Origin of the sequence: Streptomyces parvulus, from assembly GCF_014648855.1 — a bacterium.
Classification (GTDB): domain Bacteria; phylum Actinomycetota; class Actinomycetes; order Streptomycetales; family Streptomycetaceae; genus Streptomyces; species Streptomyces parvulus.
The window spans coordinates 172,275-185,509 of sequence record NZ_BMRX01000006.1 but is presented as its reverse complement, the minus strand read 5'-3'; the positions used below and the strand labels follow the sequence as shown (position 1 = coordinate 185,509).

General features: G+C 75.6%; 12 protein-coding genes. 9 read left to right on the top strand and 3 right to left on the bottom strand.

All coding sequences use genetic code 11. From position 1 onward, the window contains the following. Positions 1–3 precede the first annotated feature (3 nt). From IE108_RS12915 to IE108_RS12890, 6 genes are all read left to right on the top strand, one after another. Positions 4–2,763 carry a beta-galactosidase gene (locus IE108_RS12915; protein WP_064727737.1) on the top strand — a complete coding sequence of 920 codons (2,760 nt, stop codon included), beginning with the start codon at positions 4–6 and terminating at the stop codon, positions 2,761–2,763. A gap of 180 nt (positions 2,764–2,943) precedes the next feature. Continuing rightward, complete coding sequence (locus IE108_RS12910) at positions 2,944–4,197, top strand: MAB_1171c family putative transporter (protein WP_064727738.1); 1,254 nt, start codon at positions 2,944–2,946, stop codon at positions 4,195–4,197. 109 nt (positions 4,198–4,306) lie between these two features. Beyond that, complete coding sequence (locus tag IE108_RS12905) at positions 4,307–4,816, top strand: toxin (protein WP_229851796.1); 510 nt, start codon at positions 4,307–4,309, stop codon at positions 4,814–4,816. Continuing rightward, the gene (locus IE108_RS12900; RefSeq protein WP_064727740.1) at positions 4,813–6,000 is read left to right on the top strand and encodes an MAB_1171c family putative transporter; all 1,188 of its coding nucleotides are present in this window, start codon (positions 4,813–4,815) and stop codon (positions 5,998–6,000) included. The genes IE108_RS12905 and IE108_RS12900 overlap by 4 nt, the downstream gene beginning before the upstream one ends. A 31-nt stretch (positions 6,001–6,031) precedes the next feature. Beyond that, positions 6,032–7,243, top strand: a complete 1,212-nt coding sequence (locus IE108_RS12895; RefSeq protein ID WP_064727741.1) for an MAB_1171c family putative transporter — start codon at positions 6,032–6,034, stop codon at positions 7,241–7,243. Continuing rightward, complete coding sequence (locus IE108_RS12890; protein WP_107420136.1) at positions 7,233–8,636, top strand: NAD(P)/FAD-dependent oxidoreductase; 1,404 nt, start codon at positions 7,233–7,235, stop codon at positions 8,634–8,636. Before IE108_RS12895 ends, IE108_RS12890 begins: the two co-directional genes overlap by 11 nt. A gap of 39 nt (positions 8,637–8,675) precedes the next feature. Here the strand turns inward: IE108_RS12890 and IE108_RS12885 are convergent, their stop codons facing one another. Both IE108_RS12885 and IE108_RS12880 read right to left on the bottom strand, forming a co-directional pair. Next, complete coding sequence (locus IE108_RS12885) at positions 8,676–9,536, bottom strand: SMP-30/gluconolactonase/LRE family protein (protein ID WP_064727742.1); 861 nt, start codon at positions 9,534–9,536, stop codon at positions 8,676–8,678. Beyond that, positions 9,533–10,306, bottom strand: a complete 774-nt coding sequence (locus IE108_RS12880) for an IclR family transcriptional regulator (RefSeq protein WP_064727743.1) — start codon at positions 10,304–10,306, stop codon at positions 9,533–9,535. The genes IE108_RS12885 and IE108_RS12880 overlap by 4 nt, the downstream gene beginning before the upstream one ends. 112 nt (positions 10,307–10,418) lie before the next feature. On the opposite strand from IE108_RS12880, the gene IE108_RS12875 reads away from it, so the two are divergent. The 3 genes from IE108_RS12875 to IE108_RS12865 all read left to right on the top strand — a co-directional run bounded on the left by IE108_RS12875 (position 10,419) and on the right by IE108_RS12865 (position 12,412). Continuing rightward, complete coding sequence (locus tag IE108_RS12875; RefSeq protein ID WP_064727744.1) at positions 10,419–11,024, top strand: hypothetical protein; 606 nt, start codon at positions 10,419–10,421, stop codon at positions 11,022–11,024. A 305-nt stretch (positions 11,025–11,329) separates the two neighbouring features. Next, positions 11,330–11,650, top strand: coding sequence for an STAS domain-containing protein (locus IE108_RS12870; RefSeq protein WP_064727745.1), 321 nt, complete (start codon positions 11,330–11,332; stop codon positions 11,648–11,650). 162 nt (positions 11,651–11,812) lie between these two features. After that, the gene (locus IE108_RS12865) at positions 11,813–12,412 is read left to right on the top strand and encodes a dihydrofolate reductase family protein (protein ID WP_064727746.1); all 600 of its coding nucleotides are present in this window, start codon (positions 11,813–11,815) and stop codon (positions 12,410–12,412) included. A 51-nt stretch (positions 12,413–12,463) separates the two neighbouring features. Here the strand turns inward: IE108_RS12865 and IE108_RS12860 are convergent, their stop codons facing one another. Next, the gene (locus tag IE108_RS12860) at positions 12,464–13,171 is read right to left on the bottom strand and encodes a FadR/GntR family transcriptional regulator (protein ID WP_064727747.1); all 708 of its coding nucleotides are present in this window, start codon (positions 13,169–13,171) and stop codon (positions 12,464–12,466) included. Positions 13,172–13,235: the final 64 nt, after the last annotated feature.

The window sequence follows — 13,235 nt, the reverse complement described above, 5'->3', positions numbered from 1 at the left end:
CCCTTGGAGCTCAGCGGTATCGGCAGACGAGCGTTCAGCGCCCTCGCGGGCACCACCGTCCTCGGGCTCGCGCTCGGCGGCAGCGGGAGCGGCGCGGCCCTGCCCCCGGCGGGCGCCTCCGGCCCCGTGCCCACCGGCCCGCCGCCCGGCCCGCCCGCCGCCGACGGCCGGCGCCACCGGGTCGCGCTGGACCGGCACTCCCTGCTGGTGGACGGCAGACGGCTGGCGCTGTGGTCCGGCGAGATGCACCCCTTCCGGCTGCCCAGCCCGTCGCTGTGGCGGGACGTGCTGCAGAAGATGCGGGCGTACGGGCACAACGCGGTCAGCATCCGACTCGCCTGGAACCAGCACTCCCCCGCACCGGGCGCGTACGACTTCACCGGCGTCCGCGACCTCGACCTGTTCCTGCGCACGGCCGCGGAGTGCCACCTGTACGTCGTGGTCCACCCCGGGCCGTTCATCGGCGCCGACGTGGACGCGGGCGGCCTGCCCGGCTGGCTGGCGGCCACCGGGGCCCGGCCCGGGACCACCGAACCCGCCCATCTGCGCCACGCCGACGAGTGGCTGCGCCGGGTCAACGCCGTCGTCGCCCGGCACCAGTTCACCCGGGGCACCGGCACCGTCCTGCTCTACCGGGCCGACGCGCCCGACCGGGCCGGCCTGACCCACCTGCACGAGCGGGTCCGCGCCGACGGCATCGACGTACCCCTGCTGCACGCCGGCACCACCCTCGCCTGGGACCGGGCGGAGCGGACCCGGGACGCCGCCGAGGCGCGCCGCGCCCACCTGGCCGACCTGGCGCGCGGCAGCACGCTGCACAACGTGCACACGGCGTTCGGCGGCACCTCGTGGGGCTGGCTGCCCGCCCCGACCGCGCCCTCCCCGACCTACGACCCGGCCGCCGCCCTCGACGAGGCCCGCCGGCCGACCCCCGAACTCGCCCCGCTCCACCAGCTCGGCCATCTGCTGCGCCACGTACCGGACTTCACCCGGCTCGACGAGGCGGCCGAGGTGCGGGCCGCCGACGCGCGCCTCCGGGTGCGGCACCTCGCCAACCCGGACACCGGCGCCCACGCCTACGTGCTGCGCAACGACTCGGCGTCCGCCGTCACCTCCACCGTCCCGATGGACGGCACCGACGTGGAGGTCACCGTCCCCGCCCGCGACGCCAAGCTGCTCGCCACCGGCCTCCGCCTGGGCGAGGGACGCAGGCTGGCGCACGCCACCGTCCAGCCCATGCTGTCCCTGAGCGTCGGCGGGGTGGACGTCGCCGCCTTCGTGGGGCGGGCCGGGGAGATGGCGCACCTGGTGATCGACTGCCCCTCGGAGCCCTGGCCGACCCGGCTGGACGAGGAGGCCGCCTGGGCGTACGGCCACGGGAAGCTGCACGTGACCGTACGCCTGAAGGAGGACCGGCTGACCCGGCTGCGGGTGCGCGGCGCGGATTCCGACCGCACGCTGCTGCTGCTCCTCGCCGACGACGCCGCCTCACTGCGGCTGTGGCCCTACGAGACACCCTCGGGCCGGGTCCTGGTGCGCGGCCCGGAGCTGCTGCGCGAGGCCGTGCTGGACGGGGACACGATCCGGCTGACCGGCGACACCGTCGGCGAGCGCGAACTGGAGGTGTGGGCGCCGCGCGGCATCACCCGCCTCACCTGGAACGGCAGGGCGGTGCAGGGCTCCCTCGGCCGCGCCCGGAGCCTGATGGCGGTGTGGCCGCTGCCCGGCGTGCCCGAGGTCCCGCTGCCCGAACTCGACGGCTGGCGGCGGCGCGCCGAGAACCCCGAGTCGGCGCCCGACTACGGCGACTCGGGGTGGACCGTCGCCGACCGGCGCACCTCGCACAGCACCACGCCGGTGCCCGCGGGACGGCCCGTGCTCTTCGCCGACGACTACGGCCACCACTACGGCGACGTCTGGTACCGGGCGCGTCTGACCGGGGCGGCGGGCCTGGAGTCGGTGTCCCTGTCCTACGCCACCGGCGCGCGCGGCCTGCTGCTGGCCTGGCTGGACGGCGAGCCACTGGGCGGCCACCGCCCGGCCGGCGGCGACGACGGCACGGGCACCTGGACCGCCACGGCCCAACTGGATCTGCCCGCGGGGCTGCGCGCGACGCGGCGGGCCCGCGCGGACGGCGGCGACTCGGCCGTCCTCGCCGTGCTGGTCCGGCGCACCCAGCACGCCCAGGACGACCCCGGGGCGGCGCGCGGACTGGTCTCGGCCGACTTCGAGGGGGCCGCGCCCGAGGTGCGCTGGCGGATCCGCGGCTCGGTCGCCCCCGACCCGGTGCGCGGGCCGCTCAACCACGGCGGGCTCTACGGGGAACGGCACGGCTGGCACCTGCCGGGGCACGACGACGGCGGCTGGGAGCCGGTGTCCCGGGCGGACCTGCCGCGCGCGGACCCGCGCCAGGGCGTGACCTGGTACCGGACCACCTTCCGGCTGGACGTCCCGCCCGAGGTGGACGCCTCGGTGGGGCTCGTCGTCGAGGGCGCCCCGGCGGGCGACCACCGGGTCCAGGTCTTCCTGAACGGCTGGAACATGGGCGAGCACGCGCCCGGCCGCACCGGCGCCGCGCACACCTTTGTCCTGCCGAACGGCATCCTGCGCACCCGTGCCGCCGCCAACACCCTGGCCCTCGCGGTGCTGTCCGACGGCGAGTCGGCGTCGGGACCCGGCGCGGTGCGCCTGGTACCGCTGGGCCGCGCGGCCGGCGGAGTGCCGGTCGAGCCGGTCCCCTCGCCCGGCCGGCGGCGCGGCTGACGGGGACCGCGGCCGACGCGGACAGCGGTACGGCGGCCGGCGTGCCGTCCCCGTCGCCTCCGGGGGCGGCGCCGCCGGAATCCGGTCCTCCGGACCATGCCACTCGCCTGACGCGGACACGTCCGGCCGCGTAGGCTCGTACGGCCCGGATGCGGCGGCGAGCGAGAGCGGGGGGACGCGATGGAGTCCGCGGACGCCACGGGTCCCGCCTCGTTCCTCAGCGCCTTCTACACGTCGTACTGGTGGATCCCCGCCGTGGTCCTGGCCACCGCGCTGGCGATCAAACTGCCGACGATCATCCGGCTCTGGAAGGACCCGCTGCTGCGCGCGGTCGGCGGCCTGCTGCTGCTCGCCTGCGCGGTGTTCGTGTTCGTGGCGCCCTCGACCATCGTCCGCGTCAACCGGGTCACGGGCGTGCCCAACATCTCGGCGCCCTGGGTGTATTCGCTGCTCACCGCCTTCTGCGGCGCCTGCCTGGTGCTGATCATCGCCTGGCGGGACGGGCTGTCCGAGCGCTCGGCCCGCACGCGCCGGGCCACCCGCTGGGTGGTCAGCGTCTACGGCGGGGTGATCGTCGCGCTCTGGGTGCTGTTCGCCCTCGCCGACGTGCCCGTGGAGCGCACCCGGGACCTGGACACGTACTACGCCAACACGCCCTTCATGCGCGAGGAGATCCTGCTCTACCTCCTCGCGCACACCGCCGCCGTCCTCATCACCTCGCGGCTGATCTGGAACTGGATCCGCACCGGCGGCTTCGACGTCTGGCTGCGCCGCGGACTGCGGTTCCTGGGCGTCGGCTACGCGCTCAACCTGGCCTTCGACGCCGCCAAGCTCACCGCCGTCGCGGCCCGCTGGACCGGCAACGACCTGGACTGGCTCAGCCTGGACGTGGCCCCGGCCCTCGCGTGCCTGTCGGCCGTCTCGATCGCGGTCGGCTTCATCCTGCCGCACGCCGGCCAGTACCTGCGCGAGCGGCGGCGGATCCGGCTGGCCCACCGCGAACTGCGGCCGCTTTACCGGCTGATGCGGTCCGTGCACGGCTCCGGGGTGCCGTTCGTCCTGCGCGCCGGCCCCGAACTGCGCCTGACCCACCGCGAGACCTTCATCCGCGACGTCCTGCTGCCGCTGGCCCGGCGCACGGACGAACGGCTGGGCGCGCGTGCCCACCGGGCCGCCCTCGCCCTGGGGTACCCGCCGGAGCGGGCCAAGGCGCTCGCCGCGGCCGTGGTGGTGCTCGAAGCGGTCGACGCCGGACCGGACCCGGAGGGCGTCGACGGGGCCGGCGACCCCGGCGGCGGGTGCCCCGAGCCCGACACCACGGATCTGCTGAGCGGGATCGCGGCCGTCTCCCGCGCCCTCGGCCGGCCCGACGCGGTCCGCGAGGTCCGGGCGCGCGCCCTGGCACCCGGGGACACCGTGGCGGTCACCGAGTGACCGAGACGCACCTGGAACTGGCCCGGACGGCACACGTCTTGGCATATTGCACTGGTGACCGAGCAGCGGCCGGGAAGACGGGGAGACAGCGGTGCGTACCAGGAAGGAGATGCGTCGGCTCGCTGACGCCCTCATCGATCCCATCCGGGTCCCCGTGCCGGCCGACCCCGAAGTGCTGTTCGAGGCGCTCGTCGCGTCCGTGAGCGCGTGGCGCGGCCGCGAGGTGGTCGTGCACCGGGCGGCGTTCCCGCCGCACACCGCGAGCGGACTGTGGCTGGAGCGCGAGCACCACGACGACGTCGTGGTGGACGAACGCGCCGCGATGTGGCACCAGATCGTCATCCTCTGCCACGAGGTCTGGCACATGAGCCGCCGGCGGGCGGAGGCGGACGGCGCCCCCGACGGGGCGGCCCGGCCGGTCGCCGCGCGCACCGACTTCTCCCTGGCCGAGGAGCAGGAGGCGGACCGCTTCGGCATGCTGATGGGCGGCCGGCTGCGCACCTGGCTGGAGGCCTCCGCCGACTCGGTCTTCGCGGCCGAGGGCGACGGACCGGAGGACCCGCCCGACCTCGCCGGACGCATCGGGGCCGCGCTCAACTACCGCGGGACGACGAGATGAACGGCCTGATCAACTACGTCAGCTGCGCGGTGCTCTGGCTCTGCCTGGTGGTCAAGGCCCCCGACCTGCTGCGCCACCGGCGCGATCCGTACCTGGGCGCCATCTGCGCGGTGCTGGGGCTCGCCGGGCTCTGCTTCCTGCTCGGCGCCCCGCCCACCGTCGGCGCGGTCAACCGGCTCAGCGGGGTCCCCAACCTCGCGGCACCGCTCACCTACGCGGCCATCACCGGGTACTGCGCCGCCTCGCAGGTCCTCATCGTGCGCTGGCGGGGCGGGCCCCGGGTGGACCGGACGGTGCGCCGGTGGACGCTCGCCTACGCAGTCGTGGTGCTCGGCATCGGGGTGCTGTTCGCGCTGGGCGACGCGCCCGTGGAGCGCCGCACCGACCTGGACACCTACTACGCGAAGACCCCCTTCCTCGCCCAGATGATCGTGCTCTACCTGGTCGCGCACCTCACCGCGGTCACCGTCACGACGTGCTCGGCGCTGCGCTGGGCGCGGCAGGTGCGCGGCCATCTGCGCGCGGGGCTGACGCTCCTCGGCGCCGGTGCGCTGTGCGGCGCCGGCTACAGCGCCGCCAAGCTGGTCGCGGTGGTGGCGCGCTGGTCCGGGCGGGACTGGTCGGCACTCGGCACCGCCGTCTCCCCGGCGGCGGCCGGGCTCGGCGCCCTGCTGACGGTCGTCGGCGTGCTCGTTCCGCTGGTGGTGCCCCGGGTGACCGACTGGCGGCACGCGGGCCGGACGTACGCCCGGCTGGGGCCCCTGGAGCGGGTGCTCGACGACCTGCTGACGCGGCGGGCGCTGCGGCTGCCCCGGCCCCGGTTCGCCTCGCCCGGCACCCGCCTGATGTGGCGGCAGACCAGCATCCACAACGCGCTGGGCCACCTGGACGCCTATCTCGACCGGGACCTGTACGACCGCACCCGCGCGAGTGTGCTGGCGGGGACGGACGACCAGGAGCGGGCCGAGGCCGCCGCCTGGGCCGCGGTGATCACCGACGCGGTACGGCGCGAGGCGCACCCCGCGCCCGCCGTCGCGCACGCCGGCCCGCCGGGCCCGCCCGTCGGCCCGGCGCCCGGCCCGGCCGCGCTCGGCCGGATCGCCGACGTACTGGCCACCGCACCGCCCGTCCCGGCGGCCCCCGCCGCGGTGCCGAGCGGTACGAGCACGGTGGGTACCGGGTGAACGGGGCCCCGCGCGAGAGGAGTCGCCCGGTATGAGTCTCGTCGTGTACCTGGCGGCGCTGGTGTTCGGCACGACCTCCGTGCTGCTGTTCAGGCGGCCGCGCGCGGCCATGCGCAACCCGCTGACGCTGTCCACCTGCGTGGCGATCGTCCTGGGTGCCCTGGTCTTCGTGTGCGCCGCGCCGGCCACCCTCGCCACCGTCAACGATCTCACCGGCGTCCCCAACTTCGGGGCCCCGCTGACCTACGGGATGCTCTCCGCGTACAGCTGCGCCGTGCTGGTGCTGCTGATCAACTGGCGGGGCGGGCCCCGGGCGCGGGTGCGGCGCATGGTGCTGCGGACCATGGCCGCCTACGGGCTGCTGGTGCTCGCCATCGTCGTGCTGTTCCTGCTCGCCGACGCGGACACCGAGCGGCTGACCGACCTCGACACCTACTACGCGGGCACGCCCTTCATGCGGGAGATGATCCTGCTGTACCTGCTGGGGCACACCGCGGCGATGCTGGTGATGTGCGCCGTCTGCGTCAAGTGGGGCCGCGAGGTGCGCGGACTGCTGCGGGCCGGGCTGCGGCTGATCCTGCTGGGCGCCGCGCTGGACGTGGTGGGGTTCCAGCTGGCCAAGTACACGGCGGTGGTGGCCCGCTGGACGGGGCACGACCTGGACTTCCTGTCCACCTCGGTGGCCCCGCCGATGGCCTCGCTGGCCGCGCTGCTGTGCTCGGCGGGGTTCGTACTGCCCCGGCTGCTGCCTCCCGTGGTCGCGCACTGGCGGGGGCTGGACGACTACCGGCGGCTGGATCCGCTGTGGTGCCTGGTGCGGTCGGTGTCCACCGCCCCCAAGCCGCCGTCGTCCTGGTGGCAGTCGCCGCGGGCCCGGCTCCAGTGGCGCGAGGTGTCCATCCACGACGCCCTGCTCACGCTGGCGCCGTACTTCGACCACGGGGTCCGGGTGCGGGTGCGGGACGGCGCCCTGCGCGCGGGCCGCACCCCCCACCAGGCCCGGCTGGCGGCGGAGGCCGCCATGCTCACCGACGCGGCGCGCCGGGCCGCCGCGCGCGAGGAACCGCCCGAGGCGGCCGCCACCTACCGGCTGCACGCCACCGAAGTGCCCGGCCCGAGCGGGCTGGTGGAGCTGGCGCAGGCCCTGCGCCACCCGCCCGGGCGGACGGCCGCGTCCGGCGGCACGGAACCGTCCGCCATGACCGGAACCCTGACCGAACCCGAGGAGCCCCATGTCGCGTAGAGCTGTCGTCGTCGGTGCCGGGCTGGCCGGCATGCTGGCCGCGGCCGTGCTGTCCAGGGCCGGTGTGGACGAGGTGGTGGTGCTGGACCGCGACGAGCTGCCCGAGGGGCCGCGGCAGCGCCGGGGGCTGCCCCAGGGGCGGCACGCGCACCTGCTGATGGCCGGCGGCCTCGCGGCCATGGAGGAGATCGTGCCGGGGGTCAGCCTGCGCAAGCGGCTGCTGGCCGCCGGGGCCCACGAGATATCCCTCAGCTCCGGCATGCTGGCCCTCACCCCCGAGGGGTGGCTGCGCCGGTGGCGCCGGGAGGGACCGGTGATGCTCACCTGCACCCGGGCGCTGGTGGACTGGACGGTGCGGGCCGCCGTGCAGGAGCAGGCGCCGGTCGAGATCCGCCGGGCCGCCGTGGTGGGCCTGACCGGGTCCGCGGGGCGGGTACGGGGGGTGCGGATCGCGGCGCCCGGCGGGGACACGGACCTCGACGCCGACCTGGTCGTCGACGCGAGCGGACGCGGCACGCGGGTCCTGGGCTGGCTGGACGGCCTCGGGGTGTCCGGCGTCCGGACGCGGACCGTCGACTCGGGGCTCGTCAACGCCTCGCGCGTGTACCGGGTGCCGGCCGGGGCGGAGCGGTTTCCGCTGACGATCGTGCAGGCCAACCCGTACGTGGGCCGGCCGGCCCGGAGCGCGATGGTGATGCCGGTGGAGGGCGACCGCTGGCTGGTGAGCTGCGGCGGTTCGCGCGGCGGTGAGCCGCCGGCCGACCCGGAGGGGTTCCTGCGGTACACGCTCGGCCTGCCGGACCCGATCGTGGGGCGGCTGATCTCCGGCGCGGAGCCGCTCACCGACATCCATCTGAGCCGGTCCACCAGCAACGTGCGCCGCTACCTGGAGAAGGCGCCGGTCTGGCCGGAGGGCTTCGTGGTCCTCGGCGACGCGCTGGGCACCTTCAACCCGGCCTACGGGCAGGGCATGTCGGTGGCCGCGTTCGGGGCGCGGGTCCTCGGCCGCGAGCTGGAGCGGGCCGGCTCCGTCGCCGCGCCCGGTCTGGCCCGGCGCGTGCTGCGGGGCGCGGCGCGCTCGGTGGACGCGGCGTGGTCGATGGCCGTCGGCCAGGACGTCCTCTATCCCGAGGTGCGCGGCGGGCGTCCCGGCGTCGGGGACCGGGTGGTGACGGCGTACACGCGGCGCATGACGCGGGCGGCGGCGGGCTCCTTCGCGGCGGCCTCGGCCATCTGGGACGTCACGAGCATGCGCACGCCCCCGACCCGCATGTTCCGCCCCGACGCGGCCCTGTCCGCCCTGACCGGCTCCCCGCTCCCCCCGCTGTCCGGCCCGCCCCTGACCCCGGCGGAACGCGCGGTACTCGACGGGCTGGACCGGACGGGCGTCTGAGACGGCCCGGACGGCGTGCGCGACGACCGCGGTCGCCCCTCAGCCCGCGAACGCCGGCTGGACCGAGCCCCGGCCCGTGTCCGGCAGTACCAGGAGGGAGCCCGCCAGGGGCGGTGGCGGGTGCGGGCCCACGCGGGCCGTGGTGACGTACAGGTCGGTGAGGCCGGGTCCGCCGAAGGCGCACGCGGTGACGCGCGGGACGGGCAGCGTCAGGACGCGGTCGAGGTCGCCGGACGGGGTGTAGCGGCGGACCGCGGCGCCGTCCCACAGGGCGACCCAGACGCAGCCGTCGGCGTCCACGCACAGTCCGTCGGGAAAGCCCGCGCCCTCCTCCACCACGGCCAGCGGGCGCCGCCCGGTGACCGTGCCGGAGTCCGTGACGTCGAAGACGTCGATGCGCCGGGTCGGGCTGTCGACGTAGTACATCAGCCGGCCGTCGGGGCTCCAGCCGGTGCCGTTGCTCACCGTCACGTCGCCGAGGACGACCTCGGCGGTGCCGTCGGCGGCGTACCGGGTCAGCGTGCCGCCGCCCGGCGCCTCGTCGTAGCGCATGGTGCCCGCCCAGAGGCTGCCGTCGGGGGCGACCGCGGCGTCGTTGGCGCGGCGGCCCGGGACGGGCTCGCGGTGCAGCCAGCGGAGGCCGCCGTCGGGGTCGAGCAGCGCGATCCCGTCGCGCAGGTTGAGGACGAGCCCGCCGCCCGCGCGGGGTTTGACGGCGCCCACGTGCTGCTCGGTGCGGCGGACCGTGCGCCGTCCGGAGGCCGGGTCGTAGGTGTGGACCCGGGAGCCCAGGACGTCGATCCACAACAGGCGGCCGGTCACCGGGTCCCAGGTGGGTCCCTCGCCGAGCGCCGCCTCCGCCCGGACAGCCACCTCGTAGGCCGGGCGCCCCGCCCTCACGCCGCCCCCCGGTGGCCAAGCCGCTCGGAGAGTTCGGCGGCGCCCTTGACGGCCAGCTCCTCCAGCTCGGCGAGCCGCTCCTCGCTCCAGCGGATCATGGGCACGGAGATCGACAGCGCGGCGACGACCTGTCCCGTGCGGTCGCGCACCGGGGCGGCGACGCAGGAGACGTCCGGGTTCGACTCGCGGCTCTCCCTCGCCGTACCGCGCGCGCGGACCGCGGCGAGGGCCTCGCGCAGGACGGCCGGGTCGGTGATGCTGTTCGGCGTCATCGCGGCCAGCGCGGTGCCGTCGGGGAAGCGGGCGGCGACCTCCGGCTCGGGCAGCGCGGCCAGCAGCATCTTGCCGACCGAGGTGCAGTGGGCGGGCAGCCGGCGCCCGGCAGCGGAGACCATGCGCACCGCGTGCGTGGAGTCGACCTTGGCGATGTAGATGACGTCCGTGTCCTCCAGGATCGCCACGTGCACCGTCTCGTCGCAGGTCTCGGCGACGCTCCGGGCCACCTGCTGGCCCTCGGCGGCGAGGTCGAGGTGCTCGGCGTAGCGGGCGCCGAGCTGGTACGGCCGCACGCCCAGCCGGTACCGTCCGGGCTGACCGGCGACCGGGACGATGTACTTGCGGGCGGCGAGCGTGGTGACCAGCTCGTGCACGGTGGTGCGGGGCAGCTGGAGCCTGCGCACGATGTCGGGGGCGGAGAGCGTGCCGTCCCCGTCGAGGAAGAGCTCCAGAATGTCGAGAGCCCGGGTCACGGCGGGTACGAGGCGTCCCATCTCCGGCCCTCCCTAGGTATGTTCGATATTTCAACAAGCGGTCGGAATCGCGAACACAGGCTACTCACACCGCGTTTGCCGGGGCAATGGGCGGGCGTTCACGATGGTTCCCATGCCCACCGGACAGCGCCCCGCCGGCCCCTTCACCCCGCGCGACTTCCAGCTGGTGCTGCTGCGCCGCATGGCCGACCACAATCCCGGCCCCGTGGAGGACGCCCGGCGGGAGCTGGGCGCCTCGATCACCGAGATGCGGGAGGCCAACAAGCGCTGGCAGGCGATGCTCCGCTCCCCGCGCTCGCGCTCCGCCGCCGCACGCTACCGCTCGGTCCTCGGCGAGCCGGAGTCGTCGGCGCCCCGCCGGATCGGCGACCTGGAGTGCGAGGCCCGGCAGTGGGCGCTGCCTCTCTGGCCGGACCTGCGCTTCGAGGTGCTCGTCGCGGACGGGGGCGCGGTCTGGAACGAGTGGCTGGTGCGCGCCCCCGGCGCCGCGCCACCGGACCTGCGCACCCTGGAGGACCTGGCCCCTTGGTCCTGCACGGTCGACGAGGCGGCCCGCGCCTTCGCCCCCGCCCGCCCGCTCCAGGGCTCGGCGCCGACCCGCTGGGGCCTGGCCTTCACCGCCCCCGACCGGGACGGCGTACGGCACGAGGTGGTCGCGGAGTTCACGTGGGGGCTGCTTCAGCGTACGGCGCCCGGCGCCCGGGGGCTCCTCGGTTAGCCCGCGTCTCTTCGGACTCCCGCGGCGACGGGCCGCCGTCCGCCGACGCCGGGCCGGCCCGCTTATTCCGGGCCGCCGTATCTGCAAGGTCACGTCCGGCCGCCTGGCAGGCGGTGCCGGTCCCGTGACACGATCGACGCGATCACGAGCCTGCCGTCGCCCTTCGGAACCAGGGGTCCCCCGGCACGGGCACCGTCTGTCGTTCCGGCCCGGAACGGACGGGAACCCGCCGTCGCCGACCAGCCTCCGAACGCGGTGCGCTGTGACGTCTTCGGGCTCCCGACCCCCGGAAGGGGGACACGCCCATGAACATCAGCACCTTCGTCGTGGGGTACACGGCAGCGATCTTCCCGCACGGCGACATCGACCACGAGGCCCTACCCGCCCTGCGCGCCGCCTCCGACGCCCTGCCGCCCGACGTGCGCACCGTCACCTGGGCCATGGACCAGGTGCCCTTCATGGACACCACCGCCCTGCACCTGCTGCACGAGCAGCGCACCGCGGCGCGCCACCGCGGCCGGACCCTGTTCGTCCGCGGCCTGCGCCCCCAGCACCACCGCCTCCTGACGGTGGCCGCCTCGGTGTCCCCGACGATGGACTTCCTGGCCCTGAACAGATGCCGCTGACCGCCTGCCGGGCATCCGCCCGCCGCCGGCTTCACGGCCGCTCCGGCCGGGCGCCATCACCGTGCTCCTGCTCGTAGGCGGCACGAGGACCTGGCCGATGAGTTTCGCGTGCGCGACCGGTCCGTACACCCAAAGGGAGGCCCCATTACCCCGGGAGATCCGATGAGCACCGTAGTCATGCACAACGTCGTGTCCCTCGACGGCTTCATCGCCGACGCGGACGACCAGGTCGGGCCGCTCTTCGACTGGTACTCCAACGGCGACCAGGAGATCGACACCGTCGTCACCAGCACGGTGTCGAAGGAGTCGGCCGACTACGTCTCGTCGATGATGGCGGGCGTCGGCGCGCTGGTGGTCGGACGGCACGTCTTCGACATGACCAACGGCTGGGAGGGCAAGCCGCCGACCGGTGACCACGTCGTCGTCGTGTCGCACCGGCCGAAGCCCGTCGGCTGGCACCCGGAGGCGCCGTTCCATTTCGTCGACGACGTGGCCGACGCCGTCCGCAGGGCCGGGGAGCTGGCCGGGGAGCGCAACGTGGCGATCGCGGCGGGCGACGTGGGCGGTCAGGCCTTCGCCCTGGGTCTGGTGGACGAGGTGGCGATGGACGTCGTGCCGGTGGTCTTCGGCAGCGGCAAGCGGTACTTCGGCTCGGTCGACGCCCAGCACCTGCTGGAGGACCCGCACACGGTGATCCAGGGCCGCCGGGTCCTGCACCTGCGCTACCGCGTCCGCCGACAGCCGGCGGCGGACGGCCGCTGACCGGCCCCCGTCCTCACGGCCGACCCGGGATCCGCACCGCGCCGCCAGGCGTCAGCGCGTCTCCTCCGGGTCCCAGTCCAGCAGGCGGACCTTGGCCACGGTGCGCACGTGGCGACGCATCGCGGTGGCCGCCTGCCGGGGTTCACCGGCGGTGATCGCGTCGAGGATGGCGCGGTGCTGGGCCAGGGAACGGCCGGGCCGGCCGGGCTGGCGCAGGGACTCGGTGCGGCTCTCGGCGATCTGGTCGGCGATGGAGCGCATGAACTCCGCGAGCAGACTGCTGTGGGCCGCCGCCGTCACCGCCCCGTGGAACAGCCGGTCCCCCTCGATGCCGTGACCGTCCCGCTCGATCTCCTCGGCCATCACGTCCAGCGCGGCCCGCATCGCCGAGAGGTCGTCCTCCGTGCGCCGTTCCGCGGCGAGTTCGGCGAGCTTCGTCTCCAGCGCCTCGCGGGCCTCCAGTACGTCCGGCAGGCGCCGCCGGCGCTCGACCATCCGCTCGACGGGCTCGACGTCGAGGCTGTCGCGGACCAGATACGTCCCGCCGCCGTGCCGCGCCTCCACCAGGCCCTGGACCTCCAGAACCACGATGGCCTGCTTCACGGAGGCCCGGCTCACGCCGAGGCGCTGGGCGAGGTCGCGTTCGGGCGGGAGGCGGTCGCCGGCCCGCAGGCCGCCCTCGGTGACGTACTGGCGCAGCCGCTCCAGCACCTGCTCGTAGAGGCGCTGTCTGGTCATGGGGCGCAGGGCGTCGGTCACGGATCCCCCTCTCGACGGGAGCCTAGCACCGGGGCTCCGGTGGCCGAGTGGCTGAGCCAATTCC

What these genes read in the sequence shown, in the direction of transcription:
- IE108_RS12880 (WP_064727743.1), bottom strand. Translation starts at nt 10,306, where the DNA reads ATGGGACGCCTCGTACCCGCCGTGACCCGGGCTCTCGACATTCTGGAG.
- IE108_RS12895 (WP_064727741.1), top strand. Translation starts at nt 6,032, where the DNA reads ATGAGTCTCGTCGTGTACCTGGCGGCGCTGGTGTTCGGCACGACCTCC.
- IE108_RS12890 (WP_107420136.1), top strand. Translation starts at nt 7,233, where the DNA reads ATGTCGCGTAGAGCTGTCGTCGTCGGTGCCGGGCTGGCCGGCATGCTG.
- IE108_RS12865 (WP_064727746.1), top strand. Translation starts at nt 11,813, where the DNA reads ATGAGCACCGTAGTCATGCACAACGTCGTGTCCCTCGACGGCTTCATC.
- IE108_RS12875 (WP_064727744.1), top strand. Translation starts at nt 10,419, where the DNA reads ATGCCCACCGGACAGCGCCCCGCCGGCCCCTTCACCCCGCGCGACTTC.
- IE108_RS12900 (WP_064727740.1), top strand. Translation starts at nt 4,813, where the DNA reads ATGAACGGCCTGATCAACTACGTCAGCTGCGCGGTGCTCTGGCTCTGC.
- IE108_RS12870 (WP_064727745.1), top strand. Translation starts at nt 11,330, where the DNA reads ATGAACATCAGCACCTTCGTCGTGGGGTACACGGCAGCGATCTTCCCG.
- IE108_RS12910 (WP_064727738.1), top strand. Translation starts at nt 2,944, where the DNA reads ATGGAGTCCGCGGACGCCACGGGTCCCGCCTCGTTCCTCAGCGCCTTC.
- IE108_RS12905 (WP_229851796.1), top strand. Translation starts at nt 4,307, where the DNA reads ATGCGTCGGCTCGCTGACGCCCTCATCGATCCCATCCGGGTCCCCGTG.